Here is an 18,144-nt window from a genome sequence, read left to right as displayed (position 1 = left end):
GTAAATGTTCACAGTTAAAAAAGGGGGAATAGAGAAGATCTGCACTCCCGCTTTAGCTGTATTTCTGTATTTATTAATGCGCCCGCAAGCTGAGGCTCAAATCGGCGCAAAATCTTACAGTAACGAAGTGATCTAAATATGTCAAGTTTGGTTGAGGTTTGCCCGGCGGGGCTTTAAACTAATTTCAATTGCATCTCAGTCATAGTAAATATTGAACTGATTAAGAGACTATCTATAGATCCGGAATTTTCCTATTTTAATACTTGGCGCTCTCATTGGATTATTGCAAGGGGCATTGCTTTATTACCAGTCCGACGCTGTTAGCCTTTATCTCTATTCCTCATTATTACTATTGATTTACACTTTACGCTTCAATCAGAAACACTTGCTTCGAGATCTCATTACTTTTTTTAGCGGCAGGTTTAGCCTTTATTATTATTTATTGGCCTTATACAAGCTCTAACGGCAAGTCTTTAAGTCTCATTAATTTCGATCTCGTGTTTTATGTAATTCATGCTTTCTATATGGCCATGCATGAAGAAAACAAAATTAAAGTCAGTTACTCCAGTTTATTTTACGTATTGTGGGACAGCTTTAGTCTTTTCATTGTCGGCCTGCTGTTTTTGGCGATCGCGTGGGCGTCGGTGGCAATCACCAGTAAGATATTTTCCTTAGTAGACGTTCTTGTCGTTTCTTCCTTTATTTATAATATAAACCGCAGGTTTCTTTATTTTTGAGTATTCTATTTTTCAGCGTCGGTGTTGCTATCGGTCATGACACTCAAAAATTTGTGCGCAGCATTCGATATGTCATTTTATTGATGGTGCGACTGTTACTGCCTTTTATCGTTATCATCGGCATTGTCTTTACTATAGTTGCGATTCTCATGACCTCTCAGCGTCGATTACCAGGAAGCGCGATTGAATCGATTACTTTAACCATAATGGCAATTGCTATTATTTTTCTCAATGCTTTTTATCAAGAAGGAGAATCTTATAAATTATACCCGGTGGTCACTGAACAAACGGTGAATTTTCTCTGATACTAGCAGTGTATACAATTTTTGATTTGTTGTCTTTTTTTCCAGCGTGAAATTTTTTGGCATTTTAATTTCGTTATTAATCGAAATAACTTGAATCCCTTGATTTTGTGATTATTTCTTCTTTTTTATTGTGCGGCCTATGGATTAAGCTTCTCCAGCACTATGGACAGCGCCGTTTAATCAAATCTTTTAACGTTGTTTTAGCTATTAGTTTTTTAATAGCTAAATTGTTAATCAATAATCCGTTCACCGGTGCTAACCATCGCAGTCTCGCGGGATTTTTCTTGCCTGGGCCGGCGATACCTCACCCTGATCATGTTAAGGCAGCTGATTTGTCCGTTACTCGAGTCAAACAGCAAAGAGAAGCTGATGAACGATTAAAAGCAGCAGAGTTGGTTTGGAGCACTGAGCGTCAGCGTTTGATTGTAGCGGTAACCCACAACGGATATGCTCTATCCATTTGCCGCGCTCGCTATCGTGGCGGAATTCATCCGGGAGAATTTTATAAAGGCATTTGTTATTTTACTTTTACAGGAAAAACGCTTCATGCTTCTAATTTTCAAATATTAACAGACGATGCCAAAAAATAATTTGGTAAGGCGATTGGATTATCAGCCCAAAGTGCAGCTGCTCATGGGCGGTAGTGAAATACCTCCACAACAGAACTACGTGCGCCAATTGCGCATATGCCACGTCATTTACCATAATGCGATCTACATCGGCAAAGCCTTTGACGGGGAATGTCACATCCCTTTTACGAATAAAGAAGTTACTATACTCAGGTATCAACGATTAGCCATTCCGAAATCTAAGTAACCCGCAGCCCGTATGCAGCGAAGTGAAATACAGGGTTGCGCCCTGCCACTTGAACTAAAAATTTGGTAACATAACCACCTATGACTACTTCACCATTTAAAAAAATGCCCACGAAATTTATCAAACCATTTCCGCCCTCTGGGATGATAGTATTATTCCCGAATTAGCAAATTACATAAAAATTCGTAATAAATCCGTGCTGTTTGACGCTAACTGGAAAGTATATGGTTACATGGATGAAGCCTTGACACTGATTGTAGAATGGTGCGAAAAGCAGCCCATCAAGGATATGAAACTTGAAGTGGTGGAGTTACCGGGACGAACGCCACTTTTGTTTATTGAAATCCCCGGCCAAACGGACGAAACCGTTTTGCTGTATGGTTACACATGGATAAGCAGCCGGAAATGAAAGGTTGGAACGCAAATTTAGGGCTATGGAAGCCGGTTATTAAAGAAGATAGCCCCCCTTTATATGGATGGGGCGACGCTGACGATGGTTATGCTGCTTTTACTTCCCTCACCACGATTGCAATGCTGCAACATTTTCAAATACATCTCGCCCGCTGCGTTGTTCTTATGGAAGCCTGCGAAGAAAGCGGGAGTGCGGATTTACCTTTTTATTTACAACAATTAAAAACCCGCATAGGAAATCCAAATTTTGTTATCTGCTTAGACAGCGGTTGCGGCAATTACGAGCAACTGTGGTGTACGACATCGCTGCGCGTCGTTATCTGTGGCGAATTGGAAATCGAGGCTTTAAAACCGGGCTTCATTCCGGAACAGGAAGCGACTTGATCCCCGCTCCTTTTTTGATTTTACACCAGCTCTTAAATCGAATTGAAGACAGTCAAATAGGAACAGTCATTGTTGACAAATTAAAAGTCGATATTTCCCCTTAACATATCGACTAAGCTAAAAAAAACGGCTGAGGCTTTGTGGAGCGTTTTCTTTGAAATATATTCCCTTTTTACCTAATACTGAGAGGCGGTATCCTCAAATCTTCCCGAATTGCTCTTAAATCGCACCTGGCGTCCCCCACTCAGTGTTACGGGAATCGACGGATTACCCTCGGTTGAAGCGGTTACCCCCGACGGTTAATGGCGAAAAAACCTCAACCGCTTTGAAAGCTATCTTAGAAAAAGGTCCTCCTTATAACGCAAAAATTTCTTTTCAGTCCGACACTAAAGCAAGCGGTTGGGTGACCCTCCGTTAAGTGAGTGGCTGCCCAAAGCTAATGAGACCGCTTCTAAGCAATTTTTTAGAAAGCCTGGCGCTTATATAGGCGACGGGGGCACTATCCCCTTTATGAGAATGCTCGGTAAAATGTTCCCGAAAGCCCAGTTTATGATTACCGGCCTTTTAGGCACCAAATCAAACACTCACGGTCCAAATAAATTTTTACACATCCCAAATTAACAGCTTACGCGGCATCAGTATTAGCTTCGCACTATGAAAATTGCCCAGTTAAAAGCTAGGGTCTGTTTACTTTTCTCCGTTAAACAGCGCATAATGACAGCTGTGCTTGACGAGGGATTGCTTTTTTCTAGTTCTTCCAATTTTTCTCTAGTCACCGTGTTTTTAACCCGAGACCGCCGCAAGAAAGTGAAAATTTCATTCTCCTTTCTTTCAATATGAATTTTTTGAAATAGATGGACAAAAATGGATCTCTCTAAATCATCAATATCCTTATTTAATAATTCTTGATAAAAGGAAATGCATATTTTTAAAGCCTGTACATAATACCCGTCCGTGAGAGTCGGATTCTCCATAGTAATAGACTTTTCTTTTTCACACCCTGCTAATGCCTGATAAATTCTATTGAAATTGCTATCGAGACAACAAGGTCCCAAATTAATTAATTTTTGAAAATAAGAAGAAATACAATAATACCCCTTTTCAGTGAGTTGAGATATCTTCAATAAAGCTTCACCCGAGAGAGAGCCGAAACCCTTTTTTGAGAAAAACGCCCAGCGCTTCTAAAACGGATAACTCAAAAGGAGAATTATTCACTCCATCCCATCCATGTATCCCGGCCAGCGGGTACCAACGGAGGTCCTCCATGAGTTAGCCGCCCTTCCCATTGAATTAATATGATGGCTATTTCTTCGTTATCTCTTATCACCACCTCTTTAAGAAGCCATTGTAATTTTTCATTCGGCGCAACGTCCGTTTTTGCTTCGTATGGCTGTAGCTGAGCAAAAAAGGATACCGATGAGGGAAAAGCATTTAGCTTAACTTGAAGCAATAATTTTTGTAACCACGGCTCCAATTTATTTACCCGCAATCTCTCTTCTTCTAATCGGAGCATGCATTTTAAATAGGCAACATTTTTTCTATAAAAATATTGTTAATCCCAAAAGGAATGCTTGGATCCCGGGAAATGATCTCAGTTTGAAATTCTGGATCAAATTCGTTAAAATCCTGGCTACACTTTTCCCCAAGTTTATCAAGCTTAAAGAGGCATTTATATTTAAATAAAAAAGGAAATGTAATTTATTTCTTTCATGCAACGCATAGAGCACTGATTTTCTAATCTTATTCGATGAACTAAAAATATGGCTTACTAGATATATAGTAATTTTCTACAATTGACTGCCATCTACAATGGCTCTCACTTCCTCGAAGCTAAACCTCCCTCTGTGCTTAATTAAAGCAAAAGCAATCACGGAGGGCTCTTTTTCAAGAGCCAGTTTTAATATCGACTCGGATTGATAAGTCGCATTAAGGTTTGCGCCTAATTTTAACACTTCTTTTACCATAAGAATCGAATCCGACTGAACCGCATAATACAATAACGCGCTGAGTTCGTTTTCTAGTTTCTTAATTAATTCACGAAATCCAAGTTCATCCGGCAAAAACGGAAACTGTTTTCTTAAATTTTCATAACCGGTACTCGATGAAAGAATGTTTACTACAACAGCTAAGCTAGGGAGGTCTACTTGCTTTTTTTCTTTCCGATGATTGTTCATGAGCATTGCATACACTATCGCCATTCCGTCAGTGTCGATAAGTTTACAAATTCCATAGATAAGTAAATAATCTTTCTCCAATTCTAATAGATCCCAACTTTCTCTCATTAATACTAAATTATTATTAAGAAAGTATGTGATTACGAAATAGTAATTGAATCGCGCGGTGATATGTTATAAATAAATCGTCAAAAGCATCAAAAAAATAAATGAAATCGCATTTTTCCACTTTATTTTCCGACGATTTTATCTCTTTACAGCAATAGTTTTCGTATTGTTTTTGGTCCATTAATTCAATGATGAGTTTTGATGTATTAGGTCCAGTTCGATGTTAGAGAGGTGTGTAAATGCAAAACCATCCTTTTCCTTAAGGGTTTTCTGAATTTCTTCGGAGTTTAAAATGGGATTTAGCTTATCACTTCCTGACACTTGAACTCAATACTAGGGCTCAAGTTCCCCGTCTCGACCCTTTTTTTCTCACAGGAGAGTACAGCAAACCCAACACCGCACCAATGGTATGGCCGTTAACGCCCAAAATTCGAATGGCATTTTTCGTTTCTTCTTTAAGATCCTTCCAGCATTCGAAAAACTTAATTTGCGCCAGCTAAGCGGGCTATCCTATCCCTCCTCATATTCACTTGCGCCAACCTTTTTATGGTTTTTGTCTACTTGCTCCAACCCATGGCTTAAATGAAGAAATTTACCCAAACAAGAAGTACGTTCTTCCTACTCTTTATTAAGCCTTTTGGTATAAGTCAGTAATTTCCCAATAGATGGCATTCGAGCCCAGAGGAACGGTTCCACTTGAGCCAAGAAGCTTAATCCCTTCGTTTCAAATCGATCGTCGACAGATTTCCAGAGCTGACGGGGGTTGGGTTCGCCCTTTTTTAGTGCAGCGATAACAGAATCAATAATACTTTCGTAACATTGTATGGATCCGTCGGGAAGACGAAAATAATAAAGTTGCCCACGCCTTCGGGATTGATACGGTTTTCCCCGTTGCGGGATCCTTCCACTCATTATTAGGCTCTTCTTTTTTCTTCTCTTCAAGCTAAAAGACAGGATTTAAATCTGTTCAGGTGAGATTGCCGTCTAACAAAAGATTATAGGGTTCAACGCCACCAAAAAAATTCCCCATAGATTTCGACGCAAAATTGGTTAAGCGCATAATACGACGCATTTAAGTAATCAAAATTCGTGGCGATTAGAAAACGTTCCCGTTGGGCAAACAGTTCGATAAGATTCTTTTTTAGTTGGCCGATAGTCTCGAGTTGGAGAACCGCTTTATCGAATTCTGAAAAAACAAAAAAACTGTCGATGTCTATAAAAGACAAATGAGCAACCTTCTTTATTGCTTCAAGCGCTATATTGCGTTTTAGAATTAATTCATTCCATGTTATTTCTACCCCATCAACCACTCGCTCTATTTTCTTTAAAAGATGAAAATTAAATTCGTTTTGCGCACTACTTAAAATGTCGCATACTTTCAAATAAATTTTACAACTGGCAATGATTAATGCTGTTTGCCCAGCGATATTTAAGGGCTCATTGATAAGCCAGGAGTAGCACTTGAAAAAAGCAATGGTGCCTTTTTTATCGTTTTGCTCAATCAAAGAAACTAATTGTTTTTTATATTTTTTTCGTATATACGTTTCACTTCACTTTCGGCTACGGTCATTATTTTAACATCAGAGAATTATTTGCTTCAAACCTAAGAGAAAGGATTCTGTGGTATAGTCTGATTCCTTGAAATAAAAGCCCTTGGGCAAGCTCGGGAAATAAAAAATGAATTTATGAAAAGATATACCACCTATGATGTCCTAGTTATCGGCAGCGGCGCGGCAGGGCTGGGCCTAGCTTTGAGCCTTGCTAGCGAAATGCGCGTGGCTGTTTTAAGCAAAGATGATCTTACCGCCGGCTCTTCTCCGCATGCGCAGGGGGGAATTGCGGCGGTGATGAACGCGGCAGATGACAGTGTGGAATTGCACGTTCAGGACACCTTAAACGCGGGCGGCGGACTTTGCGATCCTGAGGCGGTTAGAGCAACAGTGACGCAAGGCAAATCCGCCGTCGAATGGCTGATTCAACAAGGCGTTCAATTTACAACAGATGGTAAAAATAATTATCACCTCACTCAAGAAGGCGGCCATAGTCGGCGACGGATCTTGCATGCTGCTGATAAAACTGGCGCTGTTATTGTCAAGACACTTGCCGAACAAGTGCTCTCTCATCCTAGCATCGATTGTTTTACGGATCATATTGCCATTGATTTATTGATCGAAAATAACCTCTGTAGGGGTGCGCAGGTTTATGACGGCGAGCAACAGCGTTCTTTACAATTCCATGCCACCTATACAGTTCTCGCCACTGGAGGCGCCAGTTTTGCATATCTACACACCAGTAATCCTAATCGAACAAGCGGCGATGGTATTGCAATGGCGTGGCGTGCCGGCTGTCGGGTAGCAAATTTGGAATTTAATCAATTCCACCCGACTTGCCTTTATCATCCGCTGGCGAATCATTATTTAATTACCGAGGTTGTTCGCGGTGAAGGCGGCTATTTGCTGTTGCCGAATGGAAAGCGTTTTATGCCCAATTACGATGACCGAGCGGAGATGGCCCCTCGAGACATTATCGCTCGAGCGATTGATACGGAGTTAAAGAAAAATAATTGGGATCACGTTTATTTGGATATTAGTCATCGTCCGGCTGACTTTATTAAAAAAGCTTTTCCGACGATTTATGGGACTTGTTTGAATTTCGGTTTTGATATGACTGAAGGACCCTTACCGGTTGTGCCAGCGGCTCATTATACGTGCGGCGGAGTGATGACCGATTTACAAGGTCAAACGGATATTGCTCGCTTATATGCAATTGGCGAAGTGGCTTATACTGGGATGCACGGTGCGAACCGGATGGCGAGTAATTCATTATTAGAATGCTTAGTTTTCGCCGCGAGTTGCGCACGAGCGATTAAAAGCTCAGTGACCCTCATCCCACGACTTGCCGAGGAAGCCGCCAATCCATTTTTTTCTCTGGGCCCCGCGGACAAGCAGCGAGAGGACACCAGAACTGTGGATGGCTTCATACATCAAGTTCGTAAAATTATGTGGGATCATGTCGGCATTGTTCGCAACGATATCCGGCTACTTAAGGCGAAAAATGATTTACAAAAGCTCCTTCAGCAAATAAACGTCGTTTTCCCTCTCCAAATTCTAAGTAAATCCCTTATTGAACTACGAAATCTAATGACAGTGGCACAGCTCGTCGTAGAAAGTGCTTTAATGAGAAAAGAAAGCCGAGGTTTGCATTATAATGTGGATTATCCTCATCCCTTGGCTCAGGCAAAAAACACTATTTTACATCTTAATCCATCACCAACAATGTCCCCAATCGGCAAAAAGCAATTTTAAAAATAGAGTCGGTAAATAACATTAATTGATAGCGATTTCCATCGAAAATGCTCGCGAAATTTAATAAAATTAAATAACGGCTCTTTAGAGTTTCCTTTAACTCTGTTACATCGGTTTTTTCGTTTTTCATTTTAAGATACCAATGCTCGCCATCAAAACGAAAAGCTGAAATTGAATTGGGCGCACTCAACCAGAAATATTTTCTCAATAGAAAAAAGAAATGGATACTCACGATGAAGGTAAGAATAAATTTTATTTCCAGATAAAGGGCTGTCATCCAAACACACGTTAATCCGACTAAATTCATGATCAATGAAACAAATAAAAATAGCAAGAAAACCGCAGCTCAAACAAATCAATCCCCTTGATCAGGGACCAAGTCCGGACGCAATACCCAATTCAGAATCCAACGGTTCTCAAATTGTTCCAAACAGACGATCGTGCCTGGGGGGAAACGCACCATATCGTGGCTGTCGTCCCCTAATACCAACGCACTCACCAGTCGTGACATAAACGGCATGTGCCCAACCAACATTGTGTCATCATGCCACTCTTGAATTAAGTCTATAAGCGGGGCTATCAAATGATCCTCTCCCAGCAACGGACACTCTTCCAAAGCGTGCTCATCAGCCACAGCAGAGGCTAAAATCCCGGCGCTTTGACGGGCTCGCAGTTTCTTACTGTGCTTAATGTGAACGACGTAGACACCGCGCCGCTTAAGGTAAGCGGCCTCTTTGTTAATTTCTTCTATCCCCTCTGCACTCAGAGGCCTTTCACGCTGATTTGTAAACTGTTCCGCATGCCCGTGACGAACACAATAAAGTTTCATCGACACTCCCTGAGAATGGATAGGAAATCGATTTTATACCCTTCTCGAAGGAAGATAAATCCCGACTTTATAATCGGGAAAATTACCATCCTTGGAATTTGGATTTCCGCCTCTTACTGGAATGACGCAATTTGTGCTTTTAAAAATACTAGTTTTAAATCTCACCTATTCAAAATAGATCATTCAGCATACCGATCAAATTAGGGTATGATTCATTCGGTATACCGAATGAAAGGTGCATATGATTCCCGTACTCAAGCAATGGAACCGTTGGGGTGGAGCGACTTTGGCCTCTTGGTTTCCACGGGACATAGTGGAAAAAGTTGGCTCGTTTTTAGATACTAAAGAGAGGGTCACTTTTGTTGGGTTGCGACAAGCAGGGAAAACCAGCATTTTGTACTAAATCATAGAATTGCTTGAATCGCAAGGCTTACCTCCAGAAGCTATGTTTCATATGAATTTTGAAGAACCTGCTATTGCACTGGATCTAAGCTCCCACACATTAGATGAAATTTATCAGATCTATCGAGAAGAAGTTTATCCCACCGGCAAGGCTTATCTTTTTTTCGACGAAATTCAAAACCTTCCAGGATGGGAAAGATGAGCGCGGGCTCGAAATGAAAAAGAGAATATTAAAATTTTTATTACTGGATCCTCAGCGAATTTGATGTCTCGGGAGCTAGGCATATTGCTGACGGGAAGACATGTAGAATTTCATGTACCGTCTTTAAATTTTTTTGAATTTCTACGATTTAAACATATTGAAGCTCCAAAAAAATTGCTTAAGCAGACCATAGACCGATCATTCAAAACGCACTAAGACAATAATACATGACATGTGGCGGGCTGCCTGAAATCGTATTAAGCAAACAGGTTGATCGAAAACGTATGTTGTTAAAACAATATCTCGATGATGTTCTTTTCAAAGATGTGGCAATGCGCCATCAAATACGCGACGTCACTCTGTTACGAAATATTGCTATTCATTTGTTAACACAAATGGTGTGCTTGTTTTCAGCCAATCGAATCGGAAAAATATTTGAAATTTCACTCGAGACCGCCTCTAATTACTGCAATTTTTTCCGCGAATCATTTTCAGTAGATTTTTTATATTATTTTAGTTTAAAAACAGCTGAGCGAAATAGAAATCCGAAAAAATACATGTTAATGATCTGGGACTTAGGCAAGTGGTGCATGTATCAAATTCTCCTGAATACGGAAAAATTAGCTGAAACTGTAGTTTATTAGCAATTGCAACGCCAATACCGGAGTGATATCTTTTATTAGAAAGGACAGTAAGAAATTGATTTCGTCATACGCCAAAGAAATGAAATTAGCAAAGTTATCCAAATCGCCTACGATAATTTAGATAAATCCCACACATTTTCTCAAGAAATTTCTCCACTTGAGGAAGCTGAAAAACACTTCAAATGCTCTCAAGGTATATTGATTGCTGGGAAATTACCTAAAGCAAAAGATAAACGTATTCTTCCCCTTTGGAACATGTTATTAGAAGAAATCTAATTTTGAGCCCCATGATCGAACACTTACGATTCATGAAAAAATTTTTACGTATTTTTGATCTGCTTTTATTGTTACAGAATCCCGTATTCCGCTTCGCTCCATACTAGGCTACAGATAAATTGATTGTTTAACACCAGAGCGAGGCCCATGGAGGGATTGACAGTGGTTAAGAACCCTCCTACAATGCCCAATTCTTATGGGGGGCTATAGCTCAGCATGGGAGAGCGCTTGCATGGCATGCAAGAGGTCAGCGGTTCAATCCCGCTTAGCTCCATTCTGCTAAAAGCTCGGCAGAAACAACCCCTTCAGCGAAGCAAGGTCCCCATCGTCTAGAGGCCTAGGACATCGCCCTTTCACGGCGGTAACAGGGGTTCGAATCCCCTTGGGGACGCCAGTTTAATCAATGGCCGGCACTGTTTAGCGTGTAAGGTTGAGCTGAGCTTGCAAAGCCCAACAGCATCACTCCAAAACAATCATCCTTATTAAGTTAGCAGCCCAGTTGGGGGGGTAAAATGCCTCTAGCAATCTAACAATGCAAGCTTGAGTAGGATTCTGCGATATTGTATTGTTTCTCTTTCTTTTTGCTGGGCTGCGCAAACTCAGCACAACCTACGGCTTTGTCTTAATAAATTCGCATCGAAAGGTCGATGGCGCGGAGGTGTTTTGTTAGTGCGCCGACCGAAATATAGTCGACGCCGGTTTTTGCGATTTCGTGAATGGTTTCTAAATTTACGTTACCAGAAATTTCGAGTTTTGCTTGGCTGTTATTAATTTTTACCGCTTTTTTAATTGTATCAATATCAAAATTGTCTAACAAAATAATATTGACTTTGGCGGTGAGTGCTTCTTGCAATTCATTGAGATTTTCAACTTCAATTTCGAGCGTTTTTTCAGGATGAGAAGTGCGTGCTTTTTGGATCGCTTGGGTAAGCGAGCCGCAGCTTAAAATGTGATTTTCTTTTATTAAAAAAGCATCATACAAGCCCATGCGGTGATTCTTACCACCACCGCAACGTACAGCGTATTTTTGGGCGTAGCGCAAACCGGGAATGGTTTTTCGTGTATCCAATAAATAGGCGGGAGTTCCTTTCAATTTTTCCACATAACGACTGACTGTTGTCGCCGTGCCGGATAAAGTTTGCAGCCAATTAAGTGCGGTCCGCTCACCAGTGACAAGGGAACGGGCCTTTCCTCTTAACAGGGCAAGAGTTTGATTGGAGGAAACGAAATCGCCATCTTTTACCTTCCACTGGATTTTAACGCTAGAATCCACCGCTTGGTAAACTTCATCAACCCAGGGAATGCCACAAATAATCGCATTTTCTCGCGAAATAATGGATGCTTGCGATACCGTCTCGGCAGAAATTAATTCGGCTGTAATATCACCGCTTCCAATATCTTCAACGAACGCTGCATGGACGGCGGTTCGAATAGCTTTTTTATTCATTAATGTTTTTGACGACGTAATCTCTTTTTTGTCGTCGACGTTTATGTAACGACCACAGCGTCCCGATCGGGCCCGAAATAACATACAAAAAGAAAATGAAGAGTAGAATATCCGGAGGATCAAAAGCAATCAGCGCTATAATCAATACGACTCCCAGAATCACTACAAAAGGCACTCTATCTTGAAGTTGAAAATCTTTAAAGCTTCGATAACGAATCGTGCTCACTTTCAATAAGCCTAACAATATTGCCAGCATGCTAAGGGGTAAAGCGATGCTCTCGCCGGCAACGTCAAAGACATTACAAACCCAAATAATACTCGCTACCAATCCGGCAGCGGACGGCGTGGGAAGCCCCTGAAAATAGCGTTTATCGGCTTTTCTAACCTGAACGTTGAAACGGGCTAACCGCAGGGCGGTACAAGCAGCGTAAATAAAAGCCGCGATCCAGGCAGTTTTTCCGAGAACCGCTAACGACCAGCTATACATCACCAACGCCGGTGCAATCCCAAAGCTCAACATATCGGATAAGCTATCCAGTTGGACCCCAAATTCACTTTGAGCATGGAGTAGCCGGGCGATTCGGCCATCTAGGGTATCCATCACCATTGCAATAAAAATAGCGATGGCAGCCGATTCGTAATAACCATTCATGCCAGCGACAACGGCGTAGAAGCCCGCAAACATGGCACCAAGAGTGAACAAATTGGGTAAAAGGTAGATGCCGCGAACTCGCGGATGCTTAGTCTCAGTCATTGCTGCCCCTGGCAGAATTAATTAAAGTGCTATAATATGTGCCACCTATACATAGATGCAACATCTCATTCATTTTGCCCTCCCCCAACCGCCGAGGTGCTCCGTTGGTATGTAAACAGAGGACAAAACTTAATGAGATCCTACTACTATCATATCATAAGGTGCTACTCAATAGGTTATATAATGAAAAATAAGAACTCTAAGATTATTATCGAAGGAGTAACAGAATCAGGAGAGACCTTTCGTCCCAGCGATTGGGCAGAACGCATGAGCGGCAATCTATCTACTTTCCATAAGCAGCGTATTCATTATTCTCCCATGTTGCAGCCTTCAATGAAAAGCGGGCACAAATGTGTTGTCATCGACCCTCATCTCAAACAATCCAATCCCAAACTCTACGATTCTATTATAAAATTTGCTAAAGCTAACAAATTGCGTATTTGCAAGGAAGACAGTGATGGTGAATAGTGATTGAAAAAAGGGTATTATATGGAAAGTCGTCCGCTGCCGACAAACTATTGCGAACGCCTCTTCACAGATGGACAGAAGCACTTCGATGAGTTGGTATCGGATATCGAACAAGCGAAATATTCCATCGATTTGGAAACCTATTTATTCCACAATGATGCGTTGGGACAACGAGTGGCGATTAAACTCACTGAAGCCGCCCAGCGTGGCGTTAAAGTTCGAATCATGGTGGATGGCGCTGGCAGTCCTTTGTGGAGCACCAATTTCGCCCGTCTTCTTGAAAGTGCTGGCGCACGAACTAAGGTTTTTCATCCCTTTCCGTGGCAGCTTTGGGATTGGAGCCGCTCTATCGTTAAATTACCCTTTCTAATAAGGTGGATTTACCTTATTTTAAAAATAAATTTCCGCAACCATCGAAAAGTCTGCATTATCGATAAAAAGATCGCTTATATTGGCAGTCTTAACATTAGCAAACACCATATTTCTAAAGCCGAAGGGGGCGACGCATGGCGAGATACGTCGGTGCGTCTTTCTGGAATTAACTTGGACGAACTTGTCAAAGCGTTTGATGCAGCTTGGTACCACCGTACCATTAAAGAGCGTTTACGGGAAATTTTTCGTCAAATTCGCAAAGACCCCTTGATTCGTCTGAACTATTCACGGCACCGTCGACGCATTCTCCACAAAGACCTGTTGCGCAAAATGGCGAATTGCCACCGCCGAATCTGGATCACCAACGCTTACTTTGTGCCAGATAATTTTTTATTAAAAAGGCTGCAAGAAGCGGCTCACGCCGGTATCGATGTACGTATTTTACTGCCACGTAAATCGGATGTTCCCATAATGCCTTTGGCCTCCTCGACGTTTTATTATAACCTCTTAAATGCCAGTGTTAGGATTTTTGAATATTTACCCAGCATGCTGCATGCAAAATCGCTAATTATTGATGATTGGATGCTGGTTGGCTCCAGTAATTTAAATCATCGCAGCCTCATTCATGATTTAGAGGCTGATGTTAACATTACCTCTCCTGAAGTCAAAAAAATATTGGAACAGCAATTTCTCGAAGACCTTAAAAATTCTCGAGAAGTTTCTTTAGACAGTTGGCAAACGCTGCGCCCTCGACGTCAACGCATTTTAGGTCGTTTGGTTCTTTATATTAAGTACTGGATATAAAAAGTAAAACAAAATAACTGATGTATCCTAATAAAAATATTATCCCGAAAACCCGTCCTATCCCTCCACCGGAGCGGGAGGTTAAAATGGTGAAAAGCCAAAGACCAATCGTAAAGATCATCATCGCCGGATAATCACGCCGCATCACGCTCGAGGGAAACCTTCCCGGAGCGATCAACGCGGGCATAGCCAGTACGGCGAGAGAATTAAAAATATTTGAACCAATAATATGTCCAATAGCGATATCGTGCTCTTTTTTCAAAACCCCCATCAAAGTAGCTGCAAATTCGGGCAACTAGGTGCACACCGTAACGATAGTCAAACCAATCACTAAGTCACTGATACCAAGCAATTGCGCCGCACCCACGGCGCCATCAACCAATAACTCGGAACTGATGAATAACAATGCCAACCCAAACAACCACCAAATCACGCTTTTTTTCACAGGCATCTGTAATTTTTCTTAGGATAATTCTTGCAACGAGGCAACTTGTTTCTTCAATGAAGTTATCGACAATCAATACAAATGCAGTATTAATAACAGTATTAAAATAATTCCTTCAGGCCAAGATAAATAGCCATTCCATAAAAAAGCTCCGATCACAAAAGAAATTACTATTAGCGCCGGCAATTCCCACTTCACCAGTCGCGAATGAACTTCAATAGGTATGATCAATGCGACTACGCCCAGAATTAATCCGATATTAGCAACATTGGAACCCGCGACGTTGCCAATCGCAATTTGTATTTTTCCGTGGAAAGCAGCGACAGCGGCAACGATTAATTCAGGAAAGGAAGTGCCAAAACCTACTAAAATTATCCCAATGACGAGAGAAGGAATTTTTAAATGTCAAGCTAATACAACAGAAGCCGAAATAAAACGTTCCGCTCCGAAATCCAACAAGCCTGCGCCGACAATGAGTTCGACAACGATTTTAAAAATCACGCTCATGTTTCCTTAAATTCTAATTGTTCGCTATTTTTCTCAACGTTAATTAATGAGCCAGGCACAAATTTCCCTTCCAAAATTTTCTGGGACAGTGGATTTTCGAGTTGTTGTTGCAGGACTCGTTTTAGCGGTCGTGCGCCATAAACCGGATCGTAACCTAATTCTGATAAATAATCGAGCGCATCATCGCTGATCGTGAACTGATAATCTTTTTCTTTCAAGCGTTTTTTAATTCGATCAATTTGAATAATCGCAATATTGCGAATTTGTTCTTTTTTCAAAGAATGAAAAACAACAGCTTCATCAATGCGATTAATAAACTCAGGTCGGAAATGTTGTGCGACAACTTCCATCACGGCGTCTTTCATTTTATAGTAGTTTTCACCCGAGAATTCCCGAATCAAATCAGACCCGAGATTAGAAGTCATTACAATGACTGCGTTGCGAAAATCCACCGTTCGACCCTGACCGTCCGTTAATCGAGCGTCATCCAACACTTGCAGCAAAACGTTAAATACGTCGTTATGTGCTTTTTCAATTTCATCTAATAAAATAACCGAATAAGGCCGACGGCGGACAGCTTCTGTTAAATAGCCCCCCTCTTCGTAACCCACGTATCCTGGCGGTGCGCCGATTAATCGAGCGACTGAATGCTTTTCCATAAATTCAGACATATCAATCCGAACCATCGCATCTTCTGTATCAAACAAAAAGGCGGCCAATGCTTTGCATAGCTCAGTTTTCCCCACCCCTGTCGGACCTAAGAATAAAAACGAACCTACAGGGCAATTAGGATCGGACAATCCCGCCCGAGAACGACGAATGGCATTTGCCACGGCGTTCACGGCTTCGTCCTGACCAATGACGCGTTTATGAAGTTCAGTTTCCATATGCAATAATTTCTCGCGCTCGCCTTCCAACATTTTCGACACAGGAATATGTGTCCATTTCGAGACGACTTCGGCGACCTCTTCTTCGGTCACTCGACTGCGTAATAATTTATGATCACAGAATTGCTCTTCTTTCTGGGAAGCCACTTTTAATTTTTTATCAAGCTCTGGGATGATTCCATATTGCAACTCGGACATTCGCGCCAAATCACCAGCGCGTCCAGCGGCTTCCAATTCAATCCGCGCCTGTTCCAATTCCTCTTTAATTTGTTGAGTACCGTGCAATGAAGCTTTTTCACTTTTCCACACTTCTTCGAGATCAGAATATTCTTTTTCAACGTTTTTAATTTCGGTTTCAAGATCGGACAACCGTTTTTTTGAGGCTTCATCGGTTTCTTTTTTTAATGCTTCACGCTCAATTTTTAGCTGAATTAACCGTCGCTCCAAACGATCCAGTTCGACAGGTTTGGAATCCATTTCCATACGAATTTGACTGGCTGCTTCATCAATTAAATCAATCGCTTTGTCGGGGAGATTTCGATCAGTAATATAGCGTTGAGATAGCGTGGCTGCTGCAATAATCGCGGGATCAGTAATTTCAACGCCATGATGCACTTCGTAACGTTCCTTCAAACCTCTTAAAATAGCGATGGCATCTTCTGTTGAAGGTTCCTCAACCAATATTTTTTGAAACCGCCGTTCTAATGCGGCATCTTTTTCAACGTATTTGCGGTATTCATCCAAGGTGGTTGCACCCACACAATGAAGCTCACCGCGGGCCAACGCAGGTTTTAACATATTGCCGGCATCCATTGCACCTTCCGCCTTGCCCGCTCCCACCATGGTGTGCAATTCATCGATAAATAAAATAACCCGACCTTCCTCCTTAGCGATATCCTTTAATACGGCTTTTAAACGTTCTTCAAATTCTCCTCGGAATTTAGCTCCGGCGATTAATGCGCCCATGTCCAGAGCCAGTAATCGTTTCTGTTTCAAACCCTCTGGCACCTCACCATTGACGATGCGTTGCGCTAATCCTTCCACAATCGCTGTTTTACCCACGCCCGGTTCACCGATGAGAACAGGATTATTTTTGGTACGCCGCTGTAGCACTTGTATCGTTCGGCGAATTTCTTCGTCACGCCCAATGACAGGATCCAGTTTTCCAGTTTCAGCTTTTTCGGTGAAATCAATAGTGTATTTCTCCAATGCCTGCCGTTGACTTTCAGCGCTTTGCTCAGTCACTCGTTCACCCTTGCGCAATTTCATGATATTTTTTTCAATGACTTTTTTATCAGCGCCGGCCTCTATTAACACATCTCGTAATTGACCTTTGGCTTCGAGCGCGGCGGGAATGAACCATTCCGAGGAAATGTATTGATCCTTATTTTGCTGAGCAAATTTATCCATCAGCGTTAAAATTTTGCTTAATTCGCGGGACACATGAACTTCTCCGCCGGTTCCTTCTACTTGAGGATAGCTGTCGATGGCCTTGTTAGCGCCATCAATCAAACGTGATAAATTGACTTTTGATTGCTCTAACAATGGCGCCACGGTACCTTGAGTTTGTTCTAGCAATACTTTCATCACATGCGCAGGTTCTATAAATTGATGATCGCGACCAACGGCCAAAGATTGCGCGTCTGCTAACGCCGTTTGGAATGCTGTGGTGAATTTATCAATTCGCATGTTTGTCTCCTATATCATTCCTCACAAGTCACAGTCATTTCAATTTTAGCCTTCGTCATTCTCGCTCAGGCGGGATCCAGGCACGCTGCGCAACGTGTGCACTGGATTCCCGCCTGCAGAATGCCTAGGCGTCAACTTAAGCATAAACCCCTAATGGCTGTAAAGTTGATGCTTCTCT

At 41.7% G+C, this 18,144-nt stretch carries 17 protein-coding genes, 2 tRNA genes and 6 pseudogenes; 13 read left to right on the top strand and 12 right to left on the bottom strand.

The window, feature by feature from the left end; translation table 11 throughout:
- Positions 1-733 precede the first annotated feature (733 nt).
- The 6 genes from OWO34_RS00515 to OWO34_RS00490 all read left to right on the top strand — a co-directional run bounded on the left by OWO34_RS00515 (position 734) and on the right by OWO34_RS00490 (position 3,071).
- Positions 734-1,042 (top strand): hypothetical protein, encoded by a 309-nt coding sequence (locus OWO34_RS00515; protein WP_267256175.1) that lies wholly within the window; start codon positions 734-736, stop codon positions 1,040-1,042.
- Between the two features lie 107 nt (positions 1,043-1,149).
- The gene (locus tag OWO34_RS00510; protein WP_267256174.1) at positions 1,150-1,632 is read left to right on the top strand and encodes a hypothetical protein; all 483 of its coding nucleotides are present in this window, start codon (positions 1,150-1,152) and stop codon (positions 1,630-1,632) included.
- Positions 1,619-1,858, top strand: a complete 240-nt coding sequence (locus OWO34_RS00505) for a hypothetical protein (protein WP_267256173.1) — start codon at positions 1,619-1,621, stop codon at positions 1,856-1,858. Before OWO34_RS00510 ends, OWO34_RS00505 begins: the two co-directional genes overlap by 14 nt.
- Positions 1,859-2,054: 196 nt before the next feature.
- Positions 2,055-2,267 carry a hypothetical protein gene (locus OWO34_RS00500; protein ID WP_267256172.1) on the top strand — a complete coding sequence of 71 codons (213 nt, stop codon included), beginning with the start codon at positions 2,055-2,057 and terminating at the stop codon, positions 2,265-2,267.
- Positions 2,246-2,653 (top strand): zinc-binding metallopeptidase family protein, encoded by a 408-nt coding sequence (locus tag OWO34_RS00495; RefSeq protein ID WP_267256171.1) that lies wholly within the window; start codon positions 2,246-2,248, stop codon positions 2,651-2,653. Before OWO34_RS00500 ends, OWO34_RS00495 begins: the two co-directional genes overlap by 22 nt.
- 247 nt (positions 2,654-2,900) lie before the next feature.
- Positions 2,901-3,071, top strand: coding sequence for a hypothetical protein (locus OWO34_RS00490; protein ID WP_267256170.1), 171 nt, complete (start codon positions 2,901-2,903; stop codon positions 3,069-3,071).
- Between the two features lie 223 nt (positions 3,072-3,294).
- Here the strand turns inward: OWO34_RS00490 and OWO34_RS00485 are convergent, their stop codons facing one another.
- From OWO34_RS00485 to OWO34_RS00470, 4 genes are all read right to left on the bottom strand, one after another.
- Positions 3,295-3,777 (bottom strand): hypothetical protein, encoded by a 483-nt coding sequence (locus tag OWO34_RS00485; protein ID WP_267256169.1) that lies wholly within the window; start codon positions 3,775-3,777, stop codon positions 3,295-3,297.
- Between the two features lie 83 nt (positions 3,778-3,860).
- Positions 3,861-4,166 carry a hypothetical protein gene (locus OWO34_RS00480; RefSeq protein WP_267256168.1) on the bottom strand — a complete coding sequence of 102 codons (306 nt, stop codon included), beginning with the start codon at positions 4,164-4,166 and terminating at the stop codon, positions 3,861-3,863.
- Between the two features lie 274 nt (positions 4,167-4,440).
- Positions 4,441-4,935, bottom strand: coding sequence for a hypothetical protein (locus tag OWO34_RS00475; RefSeq protein WP_267256167.1), 495 nt, complete (start codon positions 4,933-4,935; stop codon positions 4,441-4,443).
- A gap of 1,004 nt (positions 4,936-5,939) precedes the next feature.
- Positions 5,940-6,440, bottom strand: coding sequence for a nucleoside/nucleotide kinase family protein (locus tag OWO34_RS00470; RefSeq protein ID WP_267256166.1), 501 nt, complete (start codon positions 6,438-6,440; stop codon positions 5,940-5,942).
- A gap of 180 nt (positions 6,441-6,620) precedes the next feature.
- Between OWO34_RS00470 and nadB the strand changes: the two genes are divergently transcribed.
- Positions 6,621-8,240, top strand: a complete 1,620-nt coding sequence (nadB, locus tag OWO34_RS00465) for an L-aspartate oxidase (RefSeq protein WP_267256165.1) — start codon at positions 6,621-6,623, stop codon at positions 8,238-8,240.
- On the opposite strand, the pseudogene OWO34_RS00460 reads toward nadB, so the two are convergent.
- From OWO34_RS00460 to OWO34_RS00450, 3 genes and pseudogenes are all read right to left on the bottom strand, one after another.
- Positions 8,194-8,594, bottom strand: a pseudogene (locus tag OWO34_RS00460) (hypothetical protein). The gene nadB and the pseudogene OWO34_RS00460 overlap by 47 nt on opposite strands.
- Position 8,595: 1 nt before the next feature.
- Positions 8,596-9,075, bottom strand: a complete 480-nt coding sequence (gene sixA / locus OWO34_RS00455) for a phosphohistidine phosphatase SixA (protein WP_267256164.1) — start codon at positions 9,073-9,075, stop codon at positions 8,596-8,598.
- A pseudogene (locus tag OWO34_RS00450) lies at positions 9,066-9,230 on the bottom strand (hypothetical protein); the annotation flags it as partial. The pseudogene OWO34_RS00450 and the gene sixA, both read right to left, overlap by 10 nt.
- A 251-nt stretch (positions 9,231-9,481) precedes the next feature.
- Here OWO34_RS00450 and OWO34_RS00445 point away from each other — a divergent pair.
- The 4 genes and pseudogenes from OWO34_RS00445 (at position 9,482) to OWO34_RS00430 (ending at position 10,987) form a co-directional block, all read left to right on the top strand.
- Positions 9,482-9,889: pseudogene (locus tag OWO34_RS00445) on the top strand (ATP-binding protein).
- Positions 9,890-9,900: 11 nt separating this feature from the next.
- Positions 9,901-10,317: a DUF4143 domain-containing protein gene (locus OWO34_RS00440; protein ID WP_267256163.1), complete on the top strand. Its 417-nt coding sequence runs from the start codon at positions 9,901-9,903 to the stop codon at positions 10,315-10,317.
- 476 nt (positions 10,318-10,793) lie between these two features.
- A tRNA-Ala gene (locus OWO34_RS00435) sits at positions 10,794-10,867 on the top strand.
- Positions 10,868-10,911: 44 nt separating this feature from the next.
- A tRNA-Glu gene (locus OWO34_RS00430) sits at positions 10,912-10,987 on the top strand.
- A 6-nt stretch (positions 10,988-10,993) separates the two neighbouring features.
- On the opposite strand, the pseudogene OWO34_RS09640 reads toward OWO34_RS00430, so the two are convergent.
- From OWO34_RS09640 to pssA, 3 genes and pseudogenes are all read right to left on the bottom strand, one after another.
- Positions 10,994-11,159 (bottom strand): annotated as a pseudogene (locus tag OWO34_RS09640) (hypothetical protein).
- 56 nt (positions 11,160-11,215) lie between these two features.
- Positions 11,216-12,040, bottom strand: coding sequence for a carboxylating nicotinate-nucleotide diphosphorylase (gene nadC, locus OWO34_RS00425; protein ID WP_267256162.1), 825 nt, complete (start codon positions 12,038-12,040; stop codon positions 11,216-11,218).
- Positions 12,040-12,794, bottom strand: a pseudogene (gene pssA / locus OWO34_RS00420) (CDP-diacylglycerol--serine O-phosphatidyltransferase). Before pssA ends, nadC begins: the two are co-directional and overlap by 1 nt.
- A gap of 183 nt (positions 12,795-12,977) precedes the next feature.
- On the opposite strand from pssA, the gene OWO34_RS00415 reads away from it, so the two are divergent.
- Together OWO34_RS00415 and OWO34_RS00410 are read left to right on the top strand one after the other, a co-directional pair.
- Positions 12,978-13,262, top strand: coding sequence for a DUF3579 domain-containing protein (locus OWO34_RS00415; protein WP_267256160.1), 285 nt, complete (start codon positions 12,978-12,980; stop codon positions 13,260-13,262).
- Between the two features lie 21 nt (positions 13,263-13,283).
- Positions 13,284-14,438, top strand: coding sequence for a phospholipase D-like domain-containing protein (locus tag OWO34_RS00410; RefSeq protein ID WP_267256199.1), 1,155 nt, complete (start codon positions 13,284-13,286; stop codon positions 14,436-14,438).
- Here the strand turns inward: OWO34_RS00410 and OWO34_RS00405 are convergent.
- Together OWO34_RS00405 and clpB are read right to left on the bottom strand one after the other, a co-directional pair.
- Positions 14,422-15,390 (bottom strand): annotated as a pseudogene (locus tag OWO34_RS00405) (calcium/sodium antiporter). The gene OWO34_RS00410 and the pseudogene OWO34_RS00405 overlap by 17 nt on opposite strands.
- The gene (gene clpB / locus OWO34_RS00400; protein WP_267256159.1) at positions 15,387-17,966 is read right to left on the bottom strand and encodes an ATP-dependent chaperone ClpB; all 2,580 of its coding nucleotides are present in this window, start codon (positions 17,964-17,966) and stop codon (positions 15,387-15,389) included. The pseudogene OWO34_RS00405 and the gene clpB overlap by 4 nt, the downstream one beginning before the upstream one ends.
- Positions 17,967-18,144: the final 178 nt, after the last annotated feature.

This window comes from Coxiella endosymbiont of Ornithodoros maritimus (assembly GCF_907164965.1).
Taxonomy (GTDB): Bacteria; Pseudomonadota; Gammaproteobacteria; order Coxiellales; family Coxiellaceae; genus Coxiella.
The sequence above is the reverse complement of the archived record's forward strand: the minus strand, read 5'-3'. Positions and strand labels throughout refer to the sequence as shown.

Excerpts from the sequence above, each read along its gene's own strand:
- nadC (WP_267256162.1), bottom strand. The coding sequence starts at position 12,040 with ATGAATAAAAAAGCTATTCGAACCGCCGTCCATGCAGCGTTCGTTGAA.
- OWO34_RS00495 (WP_267256171.1), top strand. The coding sequence starts at position 2,246 with ATGGATAAGCAGCCGGAAATGAAAGGTTGGAACGCAAATTTAGGGCTA.
- OWO34_RS00480 (WP_267256168.1), bottom strand. The coding sequence starts at position 4,166 with ATGCTCCGATTAGAAGAAGAGAGATTGCGGGTAAATAAATTGGAGCCG.
- nadB (WP_267256165.1), top strand. The coding sequence starts at position 6,621 with ATGAAAAGATATACCACCTATGATGTCCTAGTTATCGGCAGCGGCGCG.
- clpB (WP_267256159.1), bottom strand. The coding sequence starts at position 17,966 with ATGCGAATTGATAAATTCACCACAGCATTCCAAACGGCGTTAGCAGAC.
- OWO34_RS00475 (WP_267256167.1), bottom strand. The coding sequence starts at position 4,935 with ATGAGAGAAAGTTGGGATCTATTAGAATTGGAGAAAGATTATTTACTT.
- OWO34_RS00440 (WP_267256163.1), top strand. The coding sequence starts at position 9,901 with ATGACATGTGGCGGGCTGCCTGAAATCGTATTAAGCAAACAGGTTGAT.
- OWO34_RS00505 (WP_267256173.1), top strand. The coding sequence starts at position 1,619 with ATGCCAAAAAATAATTTGGTAAGGCGATTGGATTATCAGCCCAAAGTG.
- OWO34_RS00410 (WP_267256199.1), top strand. The coding sequence starts at position 13,284 with ATGGAAAGTCGTCCGCTGCCGACAAACTATTGCGAACGCCTCTTCACA.
- OWO34_RS00415 (WP_267256160.1), top strand. The coding sequence starts at position 12,978 with ATGAAAAATAAGAACTCTAAGATTATTATCGAAGGAGTAACAGAATCA.